Genomic DNA, 18,226 nt, shown 5'->3' with positions numbered 1-18,226 from the left:
GGGCAACGCCAACAATCCCGCACCCGATCACTAAAAGCCAGAAACGAACAAGCCCATCGTCTCGGTCGAGGATTTCTCCTCCCCGCAAGCTAACCCGGCCAGCGAACCCGACGCAGATCGCAAAATCCAGCATTGCTACTGCCACGCTCAGTTGAAGGCGGTGCCGGGTTCCATGTCGCCACCATCGCCGATACTTTTCATCTCCGCAATCGAAAGAGAAGGTGGTCGTTGGATGACCGGGTTTGGGTGATCACGCCCTGCACCAATTTTCAGACATCAGGTTGCGCATTCACAGCTTTGCCATCAGCACAATGTGCCGAAGATACGCTCGATCTTTCCCTTCAACGATGCTGGCGAAAAGGGTTTTACCAGGTAGTTGTTCACTCGAAGTGCTGCTGCGGGCTGTTCGCGGAAGACCATACTAGCTGGACCGACGCGTTGGTGATTCTTTATAGTTTTCGACGAATGTATGCATCAATTCGCGATAGTGCTCTGCCACTCCGATACCTTCACGATTGATGGGGCGGCGGACTTGCAGCGAACTGGCGGTTGAAACGCGTCGTTTCGTCAAATGCGGCGCGTACGGGCCCGCCTCTTCGGCGAGGCCGCAGTGCTTGAGCAGTCGAGACGTCCATAAAGCAGGTGCATCCACCAGTTCTGTGAAAGGGACGACAAGCAAGCGGTTCCCGAGAATCGACTTCCAGAACGACAGTAGTTGATCTTCAAGATTAAAGTGGTGGGCGATGTCCGAGAAGCTATAGCTCCAGGCGACACCGTGGATGAAGAAGGTTCGGAAGCAGGACCAAGCGTTGTCAAGTGGATCGCGGCGCATCCAGACCAGTGGCGCATCAGGAAGAGCGGTGGCTATAAGACCCAAAAAACGACTGGCGTCGATTGTTTTGTCGACGATACGGCCGCCCGGGCCGAAGCGTTCTGAGAGGAGATTAAGGTAAAGATTGCCCAACGTGTTTGTCTCAGCCCCGCTTGCGAGATACCGCGCGGTGGCTTCGCCGGACGTACCACCGGCAGCGACGGCGACGTGCTGGATGATATTGAGTTCGCCGCCGTCGTGTACCTGACTGTGACTGGCCAGGATCTGTTCCACGAGCGTGGTTCCCGAACGCGGCAATCCGGTAACAAAGATCGGCCGGCTCACGTTCGCTGGTTGGGATTTACGCCCGCGATCAAAGAAATCGGAGGTGAAGCCGGTCATTGCCAACCTCGCGTTCGTGGCGTTGGCGGCGCGGTTGTAAGGCGTCCCTAACTTGAGCAACCCAGCACCGCGTGCGTAGCTTGCGAATGCGGCGTTTGTATCACCGCGATCGGAATGGAGTTTGCCGACCGCGTAGCAAAAGCGAGCTAGGTCTGCTTGTCCATGCTGCTCAGCCGTCGCGGCTTCTGTAAGCATCCGATCGCCAACGGGATCGTTGGCCAAGTTGCCCGCATTGGCAAGCGATAACCAAGCCGGGCCCCACCCCGGCCGATAGTCGAGGGCCTTAAGCAGATATGCTCGACCTTCATCAAGGCGTCCTAACGTTATAGCAGTGTTACCCAGAACATAGGCTCGTCCGCCGCGATCGGGTACGTCCTCCGGCAGGGTTTTCAGCAACTCGTGCGCCTCGTACTGCCGATGTGCTTGGGTGAGCAGTACCACCTTGGCGTAGCGCGCCATCGCTTTGTTCGTGGATGCAGCGATAAACGCGTCTATTGCCCGAAGAGCTAACGTCAACTCGCCGCTAATCTGCATCAAGTGAGAGATTGACCGCCAATGTTCGCCAAGCGGCGCCCGTTCGTCGAGCAAGCGACTAACACAATTGTTTGCCTCAACCCGATCGTGGCAGCTGAGCGCCGCCTTAAGACGGGCCAGCGTTGCGGTAGAGTCGGCAGGTGGGGTGGCAGTCATGGTCGTCCAGCAAGCCTCTCACCAAGACGAGCCAGCGGCTTGTCCGGTACGTCGGACGCTTTTCCATGCACAGCCGTCTTAAGCAAGAAATCTTCTTGTAGCGCGTTGACAAAGCCTTCGCAGCCTAACATTAATGATTAACAAAATGTTCATATTCAACTGATTGTGCAGCTTTGGCGGTAGCAACAAGACGGGGGTCGTCGTTATGCGTTTCAGGGATTTTCTAGGCTGCAGCGCGGCGATGATGGTGTTAGGATCCACACCAGTCAGCGCGGCCACGATCAATCTCGTTGACCTCGGCGGCGTGACAGGATCGCAAGCTGAACAGGGTTTTGGTATTGCGGCGGCGTACTGGGGATCAGTGTTCACAAACAATGTTGTGGTGAACCTGGGAGTCGGTTTCGCTCCGCTGGCCACCGGCATTATCGGTTCGACGGGCAGCACCCGCGCAGACTACTCGGTGGCAAACTGGGAAGCGGGCGTAAATGCAACCAAGAGCGGTTCGACGATCGACCGAAACGCCATCCTTCCGACTTTAACAAATGGCGGTGCCAGTTTCATTACTAATGGAACCACGACAGTCGATGGCGTGACTAATGACGATCTTAGCAAGCTGGCTTTCGACAACGCGGGCACGAAGAGCAGCAATACGCTGTACCTGAACACTTCAGTTATCAAGGCGATCGGCGGCAGTACCGGACTTCCGTCAACCACACGCGACGGTAACGTCACATTCAGCAGCAACTTCAACTTCGACTTTAATCCCACCGATGGCATTTCCGCCAACACTTTCGATTTTATTGGCGTCGCTATTCATGAGATTGGTCATGCTTTAGGTTTTGTCTCTGGAGTCGACTTCCTCGATTTATACGGAATGGGAGATGGTCCGGGCGCGGGGACTTTAGGCTATAGCCTTAACGACACATCTATTTACAGTGCACTAGATATGTTCCGTTATAGCGCTGACCCAACTAACATTTTGTTAGGTACCGAAACGTCGCTCGACCTATCGGTTGGTGGCGATAAATATTTCTCGATTGATGGCGGCAAAACTGCACTGTTTGACAACGCGTTTTCAACCGGCCGATATAATGGCGATGGCCAGCAGGCTTCCCATTGGGAAGATACGCCGGGGTGTGTGGTCGGCAACGGTATCATGGATCCAACCTTCTGCTTTGGACAAACCGGCAAGGTCACAGGCCTTGACCTCGCTGCGTACGACGCAATGGGCTGGAACCTTAGCGTAGACGCGCTAAGCTATGGGACGACTTCCACGGCCGCAATATATAATCAATTTGGCGTCAGTTCGGTTCCTGAACCCTCTACTTGGATTACAATGATCTTGGGCTTCGCCTTTGTTGGCGGAGTAGCCCGCCGGCGGGGGCAAAAGGCAGCCCTTTATAAGCAGCTGCCGATCTAGCACGACTCCGGCAGGTTGAAGGAACCAGCTTGAATCGTCGTTGATTCGTGTTTGTCGGTGTAGGCTGACGGACTTACGACGATGGCGGTGGACGAGAGCTGGTGAACCGCTCTGGAGGGATGGCTTGAGCTTTTTCTGGCGGGGCTGTCGCATCCAGCGCGGCGCAAGATGTGCCCGCAGTACATTGCCGGTCAGATTGGTCTTGGCGACCGCAAGAGCGTAACGGAGAAGCGGGAAAGCGGCTGTCGCCAAACTCCTAAGTTTAGCAGCAACCTCTCAGGCGCGAGTGCATGGCACCGTAGCTGTCGCGAATGTCTGTTGTGGAGGTCGGGCGCTTTCGATGCACATTCGCGACATTCCAGTCGCCGCTTTGCCGCCGAGAGTACCCGGGAATGGACAGATCATAACCCGTCGAGATGTGATGTGGATCTTTGCGGTTTAGCCGAAACCGGGCGGACGACTGACATGAATGAATGGCGGAAGTTGGGGAGGCAAACGAGCACCCTGAACGACCAAGTATGGGTCGATGCTAGGCGTATTCCTACACTCGATGACCGGTCGATGCCTTCATCCATTGCAGCCACCATGACTGGTGAAAAAGCCAATCCGCGACAACCTCGTTTGCAATGATCCAAAGCGCGGCGGCGATGTAGGCGGGATGCAACCTGCGCCGAGTGGCTAGATCATACGCGCCAACGCCAACAACCAGCAGTAGGGTGCCGATATAGGTGGAAAAGTAGAAGGCCACATATCCCTCGCCCAGCCGCGCCTCCAAAAAGGGCATCCAGATCCGGCTAAAGCCCGGTTCCGTCAGGGCGATTGTGCCCAGCACCATCAGCCTTTTGTGAGTAGCGGGGCTGCGGCGCGTCAGGAAGCCAGCAACGAGGAGGGCAATGGCTCCGACAGCGTTCGTGTAATTCACGCTCAGCCAGGCAATCCACTTGTCCGGCATATAAGGATTATCGGCGACCCCATAATAGGCCGTGGCTGGTCCTAAGAAGAGCATCGCCGGCAGCAGGATCAACGACGCGCGCCCGAGCCACCGATGTGCGGCGATCCGGCCAGTTCGCACCAAAAAGACTTGGGCTGCGAGCAGCACGAGCCATCCTGTGTAGGCGACAGCGTGGAGGTGGGTGATCAGCGAAAAACTCAGCGTGTGATTGTGAGCACGCTTCACCATGTCGATGCCGAAGCCGAGTACGATCGTAAGCCAGATTGCGCCGACCACTACGATAACCATTGATCGGTCATGACGGTGGTGGCTCAAGAAGCCATCGCGCTTGGCCGTCCCGCTCATCATCGGCCATCCTCTGCCGTCAGAGCGGGTAATGTGATGGCCAGCTTGGTGGATTGTCAATCCGCGGTCTTGAAAAGCGATTGCCGCACTATGGCCTAAGAACGCTTCTGCGGGTCACAGACGTTTGATCTTGCAGTGACTCTGCGTCACCGCCTGCCGCTCTCAAGCGCTACCCCTGAGCACCCGATCGCAGTGAGGGGTGGTGGCCCCGCGCCCCGAGTAGGTCACGGGTCAAACGCCTCATATGAAAGGTCAAGGCCTAGCGGCTGCAGCGCCCCGTATGAACAAGCGACCGCTTTCGGAACGTGGACTAAGCCCTCTGAATGGCGGTTTGTGGGTCGTTGCGCCAAAGGCAGGGAGGGGTCGCTATCTCCCCGTTCCAAACCAACAGCAGCCGTTCCGCAGTCGCCCACTTCCGGTAATTCAACGTTACTGCGTGTCTTGGCCAACCCGCGTCATAGGAACAGCGCCAGACTACCGGTCGATCTGATCCCTCCAAGCAGCTGAGCGAGCTCCGATCACTTCACGACGTAATCGCAGATCTCCCGCTGACAACAAATTGAGGCGAGTGACGTGAGCGATCTCAGCCGAGCAAGATGCGGTCAGGCGAGCATGTTGACCCCTGTCGCACCCGTTGCAGACGCCGCAGTACTCGCAGACTGTGAGGAGTCTGTCGCTGGGTGCGCATGATAGTGATGGTGATGGCCGCTGCGAGCCTGCTGCAACGTCTGAATTGCCTTCTGAACCGCCGAGGTATCGCCGCTTTGCAGCGCTGTGCCAACTGCGGCCAGCGGGCTATTTGTTGGCGGAGTCTGCTTTGTCGTCAGTTCCGAATATGCCGACTGCGCAGCGCTCATATCGCCTGACTGCGCTGCGGACACTAGGCTGGCAAAGTCCTGCTTGCGTTGCTGCCAAGCGGCCGGCTGAGTTGCCGACGCGGCGGAGGTTGCACCGATACCGTTGATACCCATACTAAGATCCTTCTACGTCCACCGACTTGAAGCGTGTTGCCAATCTCATTTTAGAAAGAAAGCAGCACGCAAGTTGATTAAGCCGCTTTTATTGCCGGCTGGCCCTAATTGGGTGCAAGGGCGGTCAGGCGACCTCCAGCCTGATTGAGGTGACTGGTATACCAGGGTTATTAACGATGCCGCTTGTTAAATGAATATCTTGTCATGATAAATTATCAATATGCTATATTGTGCTTACAAGGCACTTTCTATAGCAGTTGTATCGGCTAGTATTTGGTTATTTTCTTATGGCGATTAGCGATCCTTTTGCTCAAGAACTTTTAAATACCATGGACGCCATCGCCGCAATATTGGAGCTCAGGTCACCAGACAGGCTCGGAGAGTTATCGGCCCTTCGATACAAGGTCATGCGCGCCCTCACGGGGTATCTTAACTTTTTGGAAAAAAGTTGCGCCCGAATGAAAGGTGGAACTGAGGCAGAAAAGTTGTTGGGTAAAGCGATCGAGGCAGCGGTTCTCGAATTACGCATGCTTGTTAATTCTCATGTCACGCGGTGGACACCGCTGACGATCTCTAGCGACATGCCATCATACGAAAAAGCCTCGCGGCACCTTCAAACCAAGATGAGGAATATCGTTGCACAAACGATACCTCCGGCGTTTCTAATCGGACCGACATAGGTTCGTGCAGCGATCTTTGTCGATCCCTTCCACCTGTCGGTACGAATCCTATCAACCCCGGAGCGTCCTTCTAAAGCGACTCAGACGCGATGAAGACGTCAAATGATGTAAGAGCGGGGATATGGCCGAATTTCTGCTGTCGAGCCATACGAGCGGGTACGTGAACGCCTGCAGATGGGTCAAGTTCGATGCCGGAAGCGGGTAGCACGTTAAATGGAGGCAGTCGCAAGAGGCATAAATTGGCTTCCACGTACCGGTGAAGGGTGCGGTTGGATGTCAAACGAAGACTGTTGCCTCAGTAGATGCGGACGGATCGATCGGACCACGCATCGCGTAGTGGAGGAGGGCTCCTGATCGATCCACCTCGAACAGGTGAGCGCCAGTCGCCAACTGTGTCGCATCCGTTTGCTCAATCTGCTCGAAAAGCGGATCAGATTGTCGGCGTAGCAGACTGCGCAGACGTGTATCGACGATCACCCTGTCAACGCTCCATGATGACCGACTTGCAATCATGTCCTCACCCAGCAGCACGTCAGCCGCAGCTATCGAAATCCCCATCTTGCTGATCTTCTCGAGGTCAGCTCGCATGCTCTCGATGTTGACCCGCGCGGTGCCGCGTTGAAGCCGCAGTTCGAGCCGGTCGGCCGCAAGGTCCCTCTCGCGCAACGCAAGCATCAGCATCTCAGGCATATCGCTGAGGAGCAGCTGCTTGGGATAAATGGGTACACATACGGTAGTGGCCGGGTGTTCGATCGCCAGCTTGCAGGCCGATCTGACGATCCACTCGCCGAGGGCTATGATCAGGCCACTTTGTTCGGCGACCCGAATAAAGCGCTCGGCACCAAGCTGTCCGAGCACCGGGTGGTTCCATCTCGGAAGAACCTCGATCGCCGTCTCTCCGCTGTCTGAGGTACGGAGGAAATAGCCGAGCTCGAACTGCCCTGCCTTGATCCCGAACATAAGGTCATGACCCAGGTGGCGCTCGACTTCAGCAGACGCTTCGGTCTCCTCGCCGTAGAAGGTGAAGGTGCCACGCTGATTACCCTTGGATCGATAGAGGGCAACGTCGGCAAAGCGGAAAAGCTCGTCTTCCTCAAGCGTGTCCTGCGGGGTGAGGGCGATACCGATCGACAGGCCTACCTCCAGCCAGCGCTCGCCATGTGCGATCGGCTGCGACACCGTCTCAATAAGCTGCTCCGCAAGCTCGATCACCTGCTGGCGTGAAAGATTGGAAGCCGCGACAACGAACTCGTCTCCACCGATCCGCGCCGCAACCTGCCCCTCACCAACCACAGCCTTGAGGCGCTTGGCTACGGTTCGCAGCACAAGGTCGCCAATATCGTGACCGAACGTATCGTTGATGGGCTTGAAGTGGTCGAGGTCGAGGTAGAACAGAGCCAGCTCGCTATCGGTCTCTGCCAGTACGCCACGCATGAATTTGCGCAGTCCCAGGCGATTGGGCAGCCCGGTCGCAGGATCATGCTGAACCTCGCGCTGCGCACGCGACAGATCGACTGCGAGTGAGACGTCGGCGGTGATGTCGCTGGCGATCTTGACGATCTTGAACGGCTTGCCGTTCAGATCATAGATCGGGTTGTATGTGGCCTGGATCCAGACCTCGGAGCCATCACGCGCAATCCGACGGAACTTGGCCGAGGTGTGACGGCCCTCCTTCAGCCCTGCCCAGAATGCCTGGTAATCAACGCCGGCAACCTCCTCTGGCGCGACGAACATGCGGTGGTGCCGTCCTACCACGTCGTCATGCGTGTATCCCATGAGGTTGAGGAAGTTGTCGTTGGCATCGAGAATGGTGCCGTCGAGGTCGAAAGAGATCACCGCCTGCGCGCGGTGGATAGCATCGATCTGACCTTGGTAGTCGCCTTGGAGCAGCTTCTGCTCAGTGACGTCGACCGCATTCTTGACGACCTTGAAGGGCCGTCCGTTCATGTCGAGGATGGGGTTGTAGGACGCCTGTAGCCATATCTCGCGACCGTCCTGGGTCAGCCGCTTGAACTCACCCGACTTGTACTCGCCCGCGGCCAGGTCGCGCCAGAACGCTTGATATGTGGCGCTTTCGCGCTCGGTGGGCGACACGAATATCGAGTGGTGCCGGCCAAGCACCTGCGACAAGCGATAGCCTGTCAGGCCGAGGAAATTGTCGTTGGCATCGAGGATTGTGCCGTCGGTGTTGAACGACACCACCGCCTGCGACTTGTGGATCGCTGCGATCTGACCTTGATGATCGGCCTGCCGCAGCTTCTCGCGCGTGACCGCAGTTGCGTATTTGACAATTTTGAAGGGACGCCCCTCTTGGTCAAGCACAGGGCTATAGATGGCCTGCAGCCACAATTCGCGTCCGTCCTTGCCGACGCGCCGGAACTCGCCGCTACGATGCCGGCCGGCTGCAAGGTCGCTCCAGAAAACCTCATATTCGAGGCTGTGTGCATATGCGGGATCGACGAATAGCCGGTGGTGCCGGCCTTCGAGCTCCTCCATCGTGTAGCCAACGGCATCAAGGAAATTCCGGTTGGCGTTTATAATCGTGCCGTCAGGTGCGAAGGTTACCACGCATTGCGACTTGTCGATCGCGGCGATCTGACCATGGAAATCGGCCGTTTCCATCTTCTCATGAGTGACGTCGACGGCATATTTGACGATCTTGAACGGTCGGCCATCAAGATCGAAGATGGGGTTATACGTCGCACGCAGCCACACGGCCTGTCTGTCCTTGCGCAAACGGCGATACTCACCCGACGAGTGAGTGCCATCACGAAGCCCGGTCCAGAAGGCCTCATAGACCGGACCAGCCGCCTCGGCGGGGTCGACAAAGATACGATGATGCTGGCCTATGATCTCCGACAAAGCATAGCCCGTAGCGTCGAGGAAGCGAGGGTTGGCATCTAGGATGGTGCCGTCCATCGCAAAGTGGATAACCGCCTGCGACGTGTTGATCGCGGCGATCTGTCCGGCATCATCGGCCGCGTTGAGCCGGCGATCAGTTACATCGCTCAGCAGCATGATCACTTCTGAGACGTTCTGCTCGCCTCCTTGCACAGGAATGCAAGACACCTCGGCAAGGAAGGTCGTACCGTCTCGCTTCACCTGTCGCATATCGCCGAAGAAAGGCCGGCCGGTCGTGAAGACGTCGTCGATCACATCGGGCTTGGGATGCGCTGCGGAGGTGGTGAACAGGCTTCGATTGCGACCGACCATCTCCCAATCGCGGTAGCCAAGCAGATCGAGGCATCGATCGTTGATGCGAAGGATGGTGCCGTCACGCGAAAACGCCATGCGGCCGATGACCTGTTCGATAGCGTCGAGGTCAGCTGGGGTGAGGGAGGGTTCAAACGTTTCGTGGAGCATGCCTGCCTCTCATACCAGACAGAGGTTAACAGGCGGTTTGGATGGCGCGACACGCTGATGTCGAACGCTGACTGGCTCAACGCGCATTTTAGCTTAACCAAACATGAGGGGGGAAAAACTGATTTCTCGGTTCCATGTCACTGGCCGTAACCGTCAGGTGGGCAGCGTGTTGCGTCCGGCAGGTAAGCGGACGGGCTACATTCCAATCTTGTGTCATCCGCTCAGACGTGGACGATTACGATGGCTGCTCTAGCTAGCTGAACGGGCGACCGGAGTTGGGAAACCAAAAACGCGTCGCGAACGGCGGAATGTGGGTCACTTGGCGCAATTCCTTAGCGTCTTCGGTCCATCTGTAGGAGACGGACATAGTCCTGTTCTGGTTGGCCATATGTATCGCCCGCCAGGGCCATAAGCTTTGTCCGATCATGGACCAGAACCTTGGCCCGGACGGCTCGGATGGCATGCTCCTCCTCCAGCCGGTGGAGTGCGTCGGTAACGCTGCTACGGCGAACACCGAGCATCAGCCGGAACTCCTCATGCGTCATGCAGATCTCGTCGGCCTGGACACGGTCGTGGTAGAGTAGGATCCACCGGGCCATGCGGCGTTCGATCGAATGCGCCAGCGATGACACGACGGTCCGGCCCATCTGCACCATGAACACGTGGGCGAAGCGGAGCAGTGTCAGGCGCAGCGTAGGGCTTTGGTCCACCGCTGCCAGCAACGCCTCAGCGGGCATGCGCAGCGCCTGGCCGCGCTCGGCGCGCATGGTGACATCGTAGGGCGAGCGATCGTCGCCCATCACCAGCGGCCAGCCGATGAAGCCCTCCGCGCCGACCAGCCCGACGGCGTAGCGACGATCGTCATCGAGCGAGTCGAGTACGCCGGCAATGCCCTGTTCGAGAAAGCACACGCTGTCGATCGGATCGCCGGCTCGGGTGATGCAGTCGCCGACCGCGAACGATACCGGCTCGAGGTGTGGCGCCAGCAGACCGAAATCCTCCGGCGAGAGACTGGTCAGCAGTCGATTGCCAAGCGGGGCGTCATCGCGACGGGGCGTGGCGACGGCCGCTCCGCGCGCGAAAGATACGATCGTCGACATATCCGTCTTCCCCTCTAATTGGCGGACTTTGCACGGTTCCGTACAGCAACGTCGACCATCCTGCTTTGTTCATGAGCGATCAAACAGGAGGATTACATGGTTTCCATCTCGAAGCGCCCCGTCGCGCGCAGCCTTTTCGCGGCGGCGCTACTGACGGCATCGGCCGGCGTGCTCGCGCAATCGGCCCGCTCGCCGAGCGCACCGCCACCCGCCGCCCCGCCGGCAAGCGCGACGCAGCCCCCCAAGGCGGCACCCGACATGCAGAAGGTGCTCGACGCGCTGGCGGGTCTCGGCGGCAAGCCGATCGAGACGCTGACCCCGGCGCAGGCGCGGATGCAGCCTTCGGCCGCCGATGGCGCCAAGGCGGCGATGGTCCAGCAGGGCATGTCAACCGCGCCCGACGCTTCGGTAACGACGCAGGACGTGCCGTATGGCTCGGACGCCCAGCAATTCGCGCGGATCTACAAGCCCGCGGCAGCGCCCGCGAATGGCAAGCCGATGCCGGTCGTCGTTTATTATCATGGCGGCGGCTGGGTGATTGCTGACGTGAACACGTATGATTCGGCACCACGCGCGATGGCCAAGGCGCTGAACGCGATCGTCGTGTCGGTCGAGTATCGCCACGCTCCCGAGTTCAAGTTCCCGGCGCAGCATGACGACGCCGCGGCGGCCTATCGCTGGACGTTGCAGAATGCGGCGAGCTGGGGCGGCGACCCTGCGAAGATCGCAGTTGCCGGTGAAAGCGCGGGCGGCAACCTTGCAGTCGCGACCGCGATCTACGCACGTGACAATCGCCTGACCGTGCCGCGCTACATCGTCTCGGTCTATCCGATCGCCAACAGCAGCATGACGCTGCCGTCGCGTAAGGATTCGACGAATGCCAAGCCGTTGAATGCCGCGATGCTGAAGTGGTTCGGCTATTATTACCAGACCAGCGCCGCCGATGCGCAGGATCCGCGGCTGAACCTGGTCGCCGCCAATCTGCGCGGCCTGCCGCCGACGACGATCATCAATGCGCAGATCGATCCGCTGCGCTCGGACGGCGAGACGCTGGCCGCGGCGATGCGCACCGCGGGCGTGAAGGTTGAGCAGAAGACGTATCCAGGCGTCACGCATGAGTTCTTCGGCATGGCGAAGGTCGTTCGCGGTGCCAAGGACGCCAACGAACTGGCGGTCGCGCGCCTGAAGGCAGCGTTCGCAGGGGCGCCCCGCCGCTGATCGGTTCGACGGGGTGGCCGGTGCCGCCCCGTCGATCAATGCGTGACCGGCATCCGGCCGGCGCGGCCTGACAACGGAGCAAGCGATGCGTACCCCACCTTATCCGCCCGCGGACATGCCCGCGGCTCTGCGTCCGCTTCACGACGAGATGGACGCCTACATCACCGAGCATCTGAAGGGCTTCGTCTCGCACCGGGCGGATGGGGCGCTGGTCGGGCCGTTCGCGCCGATGTTGCGCTATCCCGCGTTCGGTCGCGCTGCCTGGACGTATACCAAGGCGCTGATCGACAACGCGACGCTGCCGAAAGCGGCGCATGAGGTCGCGATCCTGGCGACCGGCGCGGTCTTCAACTCGCGCTACGAACTCTATGCGCACGAGCGGGTCGGCGAGGCGGCGGGTCTGTCGCATGAGAAGGTCGCGACGATCGCCGCCGGCCAGCGTCCCGCCGACCTGACCGAAGAAGAGCAGGCCGCCTATGACGTCGCGGTGACGCTGGCGGGCGGGCGGCAGCTGCCAGCCTCGACCTACGACCGTGCCGTGCGCGCGTTCGGCGAGGATCGGACAGCGGAACTCGTCTATCTGGTCGGCGGCTACTGCCTCGTGTCACTGCTGCTCAACGCCTACGACATGTCGGTCCCCGGTCGCGAGGAGGGCTTGCCCGAGGATCCCCAGGAAGAGGGAGAGCGCGCATGAACGGCAAGCGGATGGCCGGCGCGATCGCCGGTGGGTTGGTAGCAGGCCTCGGCATCACCGCGATGATGATGGCGGGCGAGAAGAAGAGCGGCATCCCGTCCGAGCTCACCGATCTCGAACGGGCCGGCGCGCGGCAATTCGGTGTTCGCTCCTTACCGTCGAGCGACCTGCCGGATGCGGCCGAGCAGGCCATCGTGCAGGGTAGCCACCTCCTGCTGTCTGCGGCAGCCGGCGCGGTCTATGCGGCGACCGTCGACGAGGATGCAGGCATAGTGCCGTCGGGAATCATGTTCGGCCTGGCGTTCTACGCCGCGATGCACTGGATCACCGGGCCGCTGCTGGGGCTGAAGAAGCCCGAATGGCAGGCCGATGCGGCGACGATTGGTACGCACACGATGGTCCACCTCGTCTTCGGCGTCGCGACCGCGGCCGGCGCGAAGGCAGCGGCCAACGCCTGACCATTCCGGAATACCGACGCCCCCAAAGCGCGAACCGCGCGTTACTGCGCTGAACCAAAAGGATTTCCCATGTTGAAGAACCCGATCCGCTACAGCCCCGACGTCGAGACGATCGGTCGCGACGAGCAGGAGACGATCGACGGTCTCAACAAGACGTTCAGCTACATCGTCGAGAAGACGCACGAGGACCTCGGCCATGCGCAGCGCGGCGTTCACGCCAAGAGTCATGCCTTGCTCGAAGGCGAGATGGTGGTCCACGACGACCTTGCGGACGAGCAGGCGCAGGGCATTTTCGAGCGCGGGCGTCGCTACCCGGTCATCATCCGCATGTCGGCGATCCCCGGCGATCCGATCCGCGACAGCGTCTCCCTGCCGCGCGGCTTCTCGATCAAGGTGATCGGTGTCGACGGCGAGCGGCTGCCGGGCGCCGAGGATGAGGTGACGCAGGACTTTCTGATGGCCTCCGGGGTCGCCTTCTCGAACCCGACGCCGGTCGGGTTCCTGCGCAACACCAAGCTGCTCGCCGCGACGACCAACCGCGCGGAATGGGCGAAGGCGGCGCTGTCGAAGGTGTTGCGCCCGATCGAGCAGGCGTTGGAAGCCGTCGGCGGCGAGAGCGCGTTGCTCAAGGGCTTCGGCGGCTATCCGGACACCAACCCGATCGGCGACCGCTATGGCACGCAGGCGCCGCTCCGCTTTGGCGACTATATCGCCAAGTTCGACATCGTGCCGGAATCGCCCAACTTTCGTGCACTGACCGATCAGAAGCTCGACGAGAGCAAGAGCCCCGACTCGATCCGCGAAGAACTGATGGCGATCTTCGCGAACGAGGGTGGTGCATGGACGCTGCGCGCGCAACTCTGCCGCGACCTCGAGGAGAACCCGATCGAGGACGCCGCGACGCCGTGGCCCGAGCAGGGCAATCCCTACATCCCGGTCGCGACCATCACGGTGAAGCCGCAGAAGAGCTGGTCCGAGGAGCGCGTTACCGTGCTCAACGAACAGACCGCGTTCCGCCCCTGGCACGGCGTCGAGGCACATCGGCCGCTCGGGTCGGTCATGCGCGCGCGCCGTGCGGTCTACCCGGTCATCCAGGATTTGCGCAGCCAGTTGAACGGCTGCCCGATGCACGAGCCGCGGTCGCTGCCTGCGCTCGACTGACCGGGTCTGCACGGAACCGTACCGAAACGTCGCGGGGCATTCGAGTGTTAACATTCTAATCTAACAGGAGCTTCCCATGCCCTATCTACCCTATCGCGACGACATCGAGACGCCTGAGCCCGGCGAGCAGGAGAGTATCGACGGCATCATCAAGGGGATGACGCAGGAGAGCGAGACGGTCGAAAAGCGCGACGGCCATGCGGTGCGCGCCAGTCATGCCAAGAGCACGGCCTGCGTCATCGGAACGATGGTCGTCGCTGACGATCTGCCGCCGGAACTGGCGCAGGGGCTGTTCGCGAACCCGGGGACGTTCGACGTCGCGGTCCGCTTTGCACAGGGGCCGGGCGAGAAGCTCGGGGACCGGGTCTCGACGCACCGCGGCATGGCGATCAAGGTCTTCGGGGTCGAAGGCGCCAAGCTGTCTGGTCATGACGCGCCGACGCAGGATTTCGTCCTGGCGAGCGGTACTACGTTCCCCGCCGGCACCGCCGCCGGGTTTCTAGCGCAAGCAAAGAAGATCGGCATGACCGTGCCGATGCCCGAAGGTGTCAAAAGTGCGGCCGCATCGATCGCGCGCAACATCAACAAGGTCCTGAACGCGGTCGGTGCCGAACCGAGCCCGACGCTGGACTTTTACGGCCATCCGTTCAGCCACCCGCTCGTCGAGACGTATTTCAGCCAGTGCCCCATCCGCTACGGCGATCATGTCGCGAAACTCGGCGTGTTTCCGGTCGCGCCTGAGCAGCGTGCGCTGGATGATTGGCGGCTCGATCCGCATCAGGATGAGGATGGCTTCCGTCACGCCGCGATCGCGTATTTCGACGGCAACGACGCGGTCTTCGAACTGCGCGCGCAACTCTGGGTCGATGCCGAGACGCAGCCGATCGAGGATACCTCGGTCGACTGGCCGACGCGGGTCAGCGAATACCGTACGATCGCGACGATCCGTCTGCCGCGGCAGGCCGCCTATCGCCCGGATCGGGTCCGTTATTTCGACGAGGTCATGACGTTCCGGCCGGCGCACGCCCTGGAGGCGCATCGTCCGCTCGGCGGCGTGATGCGCGCGCGCATGCAGGTGTACCGCGCGCTCAGCGATTTCCGCCACCGCGAGACCGGCATTGCCGCCGTCAACACCGCGATCATCACCGATATCCCGGCCTGACGCTGCTCACGCTTATTCAGATTTCGAAAGGACGATCATGAAGCTCCAAGGCAAGACAATCGCAATTCTGATTTCACCGCGCGGCACGGAAGAGCCCGAGTTCGCACAGCCAAAGGCAACCGTCGAGCAGGCAGGCGGTGCAGTAACCGTCATCAGCCTCAAAACCGGCGACGCAGAGACGGTCAACAACGATCTCGATCCTGGCAAGACGTTCGCCGTCGACAAGGCGATCGACGACGTGTCGGCCGCCGACTTCGATGGATTGGTGATCCCGGGCGGGTGCGTCGGCGCGGACACGCTGCGGTCGTCGGACAAGGTCGTGGCGTTCGTGCGGGATTTCTTCGCCGCCGGTAAGCCGGTCGCCGCGATCTGCCACGCGCCATGGACGCTGATCGAGGCCGATCAGGTACGCGGTCGTACGCTCACGTCGTACCCGACGCTCGCCACCGACATCCGCAACGCGGGCGGGACCTGGGTCGATCAGGAGGTCGTCGTCGACCAGGGCCTCGTCACCAGCCGCACCCCGGATGACTTGCCTGCGTTCTGTGCAAAGCTCGTCGAGGAGTTCTGCGAGGGCGGGCACGAGGCGCAGGCGGAGAACGCATGATGGCGCGCTTTGCCGACAAGGTCGTCGTAATCACCGGTGCCGCCTCGGGCATCGGCGAGGGGGCCGCGCGCCGCTTTGCCGAGGAAGGCGCGACGCTGGTGCTGGGCGACATCGACACGGGCGCGCTCGGCAAGTTGGCAGCCGAACTGGGCGGCACCGTCGAGACGCGGGAAACCGACGTCACCGATCGCGCCGCGTGCGAGGCGCTGGTCGAGGCGGCAGTCGATCGCTTCGGTCGGATCGACGTGCTCGTCAACGACGCCGGCGTCGACCATCTGGGCAAGCTGGACGAGGGCGACTTCGCGGAATTCACCAAGGTGATCGAGACGGATCTGTACGGCGTCGTCCATATGAGCCGCGCGGCGATCGCGCATCTGCGCGCGTCGAAGGGCTGCATCATCAACGTGTCGTCGGTGTCGGGGCTCGGCGGCGACTGGAACCACAGTTTCTATTGCGCGGCCAAGGGTGCGGTGAGCAACTTTACGCGAGCGCTGGCGATGGACGAGGCGAGGAACGGCGTTCGCGTCAACGCGGTCAACCCGTCGCTGACTTATACCGCGCTGACCGCGGGAATGAAGGAACAGCCCGACCTGATAGCCAAGTTCGAGGAGCGAATCCCGATCGGGCGTGGTGCCGAGCCCGCCGACATCGCTGGTGCGATGGCGTTCCTGGCGAGCGACGACGCGCGCTTCGTGACGGGCGTCAACCTGCCGGTCGACGGCGGACTGACCGCGTCCAACGGCCAACCCCCGCTGTCCTGATATAACAAGGGCGCGTGAATGCGCTCTCGGTCTTTTTTGGAGCCCATTCGGCAATGACGAACCCCGTTACCTTTCGCGCGCAGATCGGCGCCGTCGATGTCTGACGCGCCCAAGGTCGCTATCGTCACCGGTGCCTCGCAAGGCTTGGGTGAGGGGATTGCAGACGCGTATCACGCGCGCGGCTGGCGTGTCGTTGCCGTGTCGCGATCGATCGCACCTTCGCAGGCTGACGATTGGATCACCGTTGCGGGCGACGTCGCCGATCCCGACACTGCGAGGCGCGCCGTGATGGCCGCGCGCGACCGGTTCGGGCGTGTCGATACGCTCGTCAACAATGCCGGCGTCTTCATCGGTGAGCGTTTCACCGACTATACGGCGGAACAGTATCGCCAGATCACGCAGACGAACCTCGATGGCTTCTTCCACATGACGCAGGCGGCGCTGCCGCTGATGGTCGAGCAAGGCAGTGGCCATATCCTGCAGATTGTCACGGCGTTGGCGGAGCACGCCAATGTCGAATTCCCGTCGGTGCTCGCGTCGCTGACGAAGGGCGGGCTCGCCGCGGCGACGCGCAGCCTCGCGATCGAATATGCCGCCCGCGGCGTCCGCGCCAACGCAGTGTCGCCCGGCATCACCGAAACGCCGATGCATCCTCCCGAGACGCGCGCCGGGCTCGGAGCGTTTCACCCGCTCGGCCGGATGGGCACGGTCGCGGACGTGGTCGGCGCGGTGCTGTATCTTGAGGATGCCAGTTTCGTGACCGGCGAGATACTCCATGTCGACGGTGGGCAGGTCGCCGGACATTAACGGATAAGACAGGTACGATCTCTGAAAGGGGGCAGCGGGCGGCGAGCCCCCTGACCCCCTTGGCGCTATCGCAAGACGTGTTCGGCGCATCGGCGGACGTATGCGGCGCTGGCATGCGGATGCGCGACCGGGAGCATACCTACGGCAGCAAGCAGCACGTACCAGGAGACTGCGGTCGCGATCGCCTGTATCACAAGCTTTCGCTGCGCGACGCCACAGTCGGCGATGCACCACCCCTCCCGCCGACCGGCCACCCAGCTTCGCAGGGTGACCAAGCTTACCAGAGTCAAGGACGAGGATCCCAGCAACATCGCGCGCAGATCGCTTCCAGTTCTGCTCGTGAGCAGCAGGATCGCCACCACCATCATGGTCACGCAGAAGGTGGCTGGATAACCAACGCCGACCGATCTGATCTGAGCGGCTCGAACGTCGCTTGTCATTGCACCCAGGCGAAGATGTAGGATGCTCGGCATTCTTGCGTCGTTTGCTAGAGGTACGTCTTTCCTCTGCTCTCTGGAGGTGAAATTCACGTTAACTGACGCGATGCGTTATCAGCGACAGCGACGTCGGCCTCAGCGCACCGCTTGAACGAATGACCACTTCTCGGACCCGAACTCCAACACC

The 18,226-nt window shown here is 60.8% G+C and carries 15 protein-coding genes; 10 read left to right on the top strand and 5 right to left on the bottom strand.

Features of this window, described 5'->3' with window-relative positions:
• Positions 1-421: 421 nt before the first annotated feature.
• The gene (locus tag L8F97_RS20315; RefSeq protein WP_242154262.1) at positions 422-1,672 is read right to left on the bottom strand and encodes a sulfotransferase family protein; all 1,251 of its coding nucleotides are present in this window, start codon (positions 1,670-1,672) and stop codon (positions 422-424) included.
• 436 nt (positions 1,673-2,108) lie between these two features.
• On the opposite strand from L8F97_RS20315, the gene L8F97_RS20310 reads away from it, so the two are divergent.
• Positions 2,109-3,323, top strand: a complete 1,215-nt coding sequence (locus tag L8F97_RS20310; RefSeq protein ID WP_242154260.1) for an NF038122 family metalloprotease — start codon at positions 2,109-2,111, stop codon at positions 3,321-3,323.
• A 541-nt stretch (positions 3,324-3,864) separates the two neighbouring features.
• Here the strand turns inward: L8F97_RS20310 and L8F97_RS20300 are convergent.
• Together L8F97_RS20300 and L8F97_RS20295 are read right to left on the bottom strand one after the other, a co-directional pair.
• A complete protein-coding gene (locus L8F97_RS20300; RefSeq protein ID WP_242154259.1) occupies positions 3,865-4,623 on the bottom strand; it encodes a hypothetical protein in 759 nt (252 codons plus the stop codon).
• A gap of 599 nt (positions 4,624-5,222) precedes the next feature.
• Complete coding sequence (locus tag L8F97_RS20295) at positions 5,223-5,591, bottom strand: hypothetical protein (RefSeq protein ID WP_242154256.1); 369 nt, start codon at positions 5,589-5,591, stop codon at positions 5,223-5,225.
• A gap of 287 nt (positions 5,592-5,878) precedes the next feature.
• Between L8F97_RS20295 and L8F97_RS20290 the strand changes: the two genes are divergently transcribed.
• Positions 5,879-6,271, top strand: a complete 393-nt coding sequence (locus L8F97_RS20290; protein ID WP_242154254.1) for a hypothetical protein — start codon at positions 5,879-5,881, stop codon at positions 6,269-6,271.
• A gap of 276 nt (positions 6,272-6,547) precedes the next feature.
• On the opposite strand, the gene L8F97_RS20285 is transcribed toward L8F97_RS20290, so the two are convergent.
• Together L8F97_RS20285 and L8F97_RS20280 are read right to left on the bottom strand one after the other, a co-directional pair.
• Positions 6,548-9,634 (bottom strand): bifunctional diguanylate cyclase/phosphodiesterase, encoded by a 3,087-nt coding sequence (locus L8F97_RS20285; RefSeq protein ID WP_242154252.1) that lies wholly within the window; start codon positions 9,632-9,634, stop codon positions 6,548-6,550.
• Between the two features lie 332 nt (positions 9,635-9,966).
• Positions 9,967-10,734 carry a Crp/Fnr family transcriptional regulator gene (locus L8F97_RS20280; protein ID WP_209566709.1) on the bottom strand — a complete coding sequence of 256 codons (768 nt, stop codon included), beginning with the start codon at positions 10,732-10,734 and terminating at the stop codon, positions 9,967-9,969.
• 96 nt (positions 10,735-10,830) lie between these two features.
• On the opposite strand from L8F97_RS20280, the gene L8F97_RS20275 reads away from it, so the two are divergent.
• The 8 genes from L8F97_RS20275 (at position 10,831) to L8F97_RS20240 (ending at position 17,602) form a co-directional block, all read left to right on the top strand.
• Positions 10,831-11,952 (top strand): alpha/beta hydrolase, encoded by a 1,122-nt coding sequence (locus L8F97_RS20275; RefSeq protein ID WP_242154251.1) that lies wholly within the window; start codon positions 10,831-10,833, stop codon positions 11,950-11,952.
• A gap of 85 nt (positions 11,953-12,037) precedes the next feature.
• Positions 12,038-12,646 (top strand): carboxymuconolactone decarboxylase family protein, encoded by a 609-nt coding sequence (locus L8F97_RS20270; RefSeq protein ID WP_242154249.1) that lies wholly within the window; start codon positions 12,038-12,040, stop codon positions 12,644-12,646.
• Positions 12,643-13,104 (top strand): hypothetical protein, encoded by a 462-nt coding sequence (locus tag L8F97_RS20265; protein WP_242154247.1) that lies wholly within the window; start codon positions 12,643-12,645, stop codon positions 13,102-13,104. Before L8F97_RS20270 ends, L8F97_RS20265 begins: the two co-directional genes overlap by 4 nt.
• Positions 13,105-13,173: 69 nt before the next feature.
• The gene (locus tag L8F97_RS20260; protein WP_242154245.1) at positions 13,174-14,265 is read left to right on the top strand and encodes a catalase family protein; all 1,092 of its coding nucleotides are present in this window, start codon (positions 13,174-13,176) and stop codon (positions 14,263-14,265) included.
• A gap of 76 nt (positions 14,266-14,341) precedes the next feature.
• Positions 14,342-15,427, top strand: a complete 1,086-nt coding sequence (locus tag L8F97_RS20255) for a catalase family protein (RefSeq protein ID WP_242154243.1) — start codon at positions 14,342-14,344, stop codon at positions 15,425-15,427.
• A gap of 37 nt (positions 15,428-15,464) precedes the next feature.
• Positions 15,465-16,034, top strand: coding sequence for a type 1 glutamine amidotransferase domain-containing protein (locus L8F97_RS20250; RefSeq protein ID WP_242154241.1), 570 nt, complete (start codon positions 15,465-15,467; stop codon positions 16,032-16,034).
• On the top strand, positions 16,034-16,795 hold the full coding sequence (locus tag L8F97_RS20245; RefSeq protein WP_242154286.1) for an SDR family NAD(P)-dependent oxidoreductase: 762 nt from the start codon (positions 16,034-16,036) through the stop codon (positions 16,793-16,795). The genes L8F97_RS20250 and L8F97_RS20245 overlap by 1 nt, the downstream gene beginning before the upstream one ends.
• 96 nt (positions 16,796-16,891) lie before the next feature.
• Positions 16,892-17,602, top strand: a complete 711-nt coding sequence (locus L8F97_RS20240) for an SDR family NAD(P)-dependent oxidoreductase (RefSeq protein WP_242154239.1) — start codon at positions 16,892-16,894, stop codon at positions 17,600-17,602.
• The last annotated feature ends 624 nt before the right edge of the window (positions 17,603-18,226 follow it).

The organism is Sphingomonas sp. BAUL-RG-20F-R05-02, from assembly GCF_022662305.1.
In the GTDB taxonomy this organism is placed as follows: Bacteria; Pseudomonadota; Alphaproteobacteria; order Sphingomonadales; family Sphingomonadaceae; genus Sphingomonas.
This window is presented reverse-complemented; position numbering and strand designations above follow the sequence as displayed.

What these genes read in the sequence shown, in the direction of transcription:
- L8F97_RS20250 (WP_242154241.1), top strand. Translation starts at nt 15,465, where the DNA reads ATGAAGCTCCAAGGCAAGACAATCGCAATTCTGATTTCACCGCGCGGC.
- L8F97_RS20295 (WP_242154256.1), bottom strand. Translation starts at nt 5,591, where the DNA reads ATGGGTATCAACGGTATCGGTGCAACCTCCGCCGCGTCGGCAACTCAG.
- L8F97_RS20315 (WP_242154262.1), bottom strand. Translation starts at nt 1,672, where the DNA reads ATGGCGCGCTACGCCAAGGTGGTACTGCTCACCCAAGCACATCGGCAG.
- L8F97_RS20265 (WP_242154247.1), top strand. Translation starts at nt 12,643, where the DNA reads ATGAACGGCAAGCGGATGGCCGGCGCGATCGCCGGTGGGTTGGTAGCA.
- L8F97_RS20300 (WP_242154259.1), bottom strand. Translation starts at nt 4,623, where the DNA reads ATGATGAGCGGGACGGCCAAGCGCGATGGCTTCTTGAGCCACCACCGT.
- L8F97_RS20285 (WP_242154252.1), bottom strand. Translation starts at nt 9,634, where the DNA reads ATGCTCCACGAAACGTTTGAACCCTCCCTCACCCCAGCTGACCTCGAC.
- L8F97_RS20270 (WP_242154249.1), top strand. Translation starts at nt 12,038, where the DNA reads ATGCGTACCCCACCTTATCCGCCCGCGGACATGCCCGCGGCTCTGCGT.
- L8F97_RS20255 (WP_242154243.1), top strand. Translation starts at nt 14,342, where the DNA reads ATGCCCTATCTACCCTATCGCGACGACATCGAGACGCCTGAGCCCGGC.
- L8F97_RS20240 (WP_242154239.1), top strand. Translation starts at nt 16,892, where the DNA reads ATGTCTGACGCGCCCAAGGTCGCTATCGTCACCGGTGCCTCGCAAGGC.
- L8F97_RS20275 (WP_242154251.1), top strand. Translation starts at nt 10,831, where the DNA reads ATGGTTTCCATCTCGAAGCGCCCCGTCGCGCGCAGCCTTTTCGCGGCG.
- L8F97_RS20310 (WP_242154260.1), top strand. Translation starts at nt 2,109, where the DNA reads ATGCGTTTCAGGGATTTTCTAGGCTGCAGCGCGGCGATGATGGTGTTA.
- L8F97_RS20280 (WP_209566709.1), bottom strand. Translation starts at nt 10,734, where the DNA reads ATGTCGACGATCGTATCTTTCGCGCGCGGAGCGGCCGTCGCCACGCCC.
- L8F97_RS20245 (WP_242154286.1), top strand. Translation starts at nt 16,034, where the DNA reads ATGGCGCGCTTTGCCGACAAGGTCGTCGTAATCACCGGTGCCGCCTCG.
- L8F97_RS20290 (WP_242154254.1), top strand. Translation starts at nt 5,879, where the DNA reads ATGGCGATTAGCGATCCTTTTGCTCAAGAACTTTTAAATACCATGGAC.
- L8F97_RS20260 (WP_242154245.1), top strand. Translation starts at nt 13,174, where the DNA reads ATGTTGAAGAACCCGATCCGCTACAGCCCCGACGTCGAGACGATCGGT.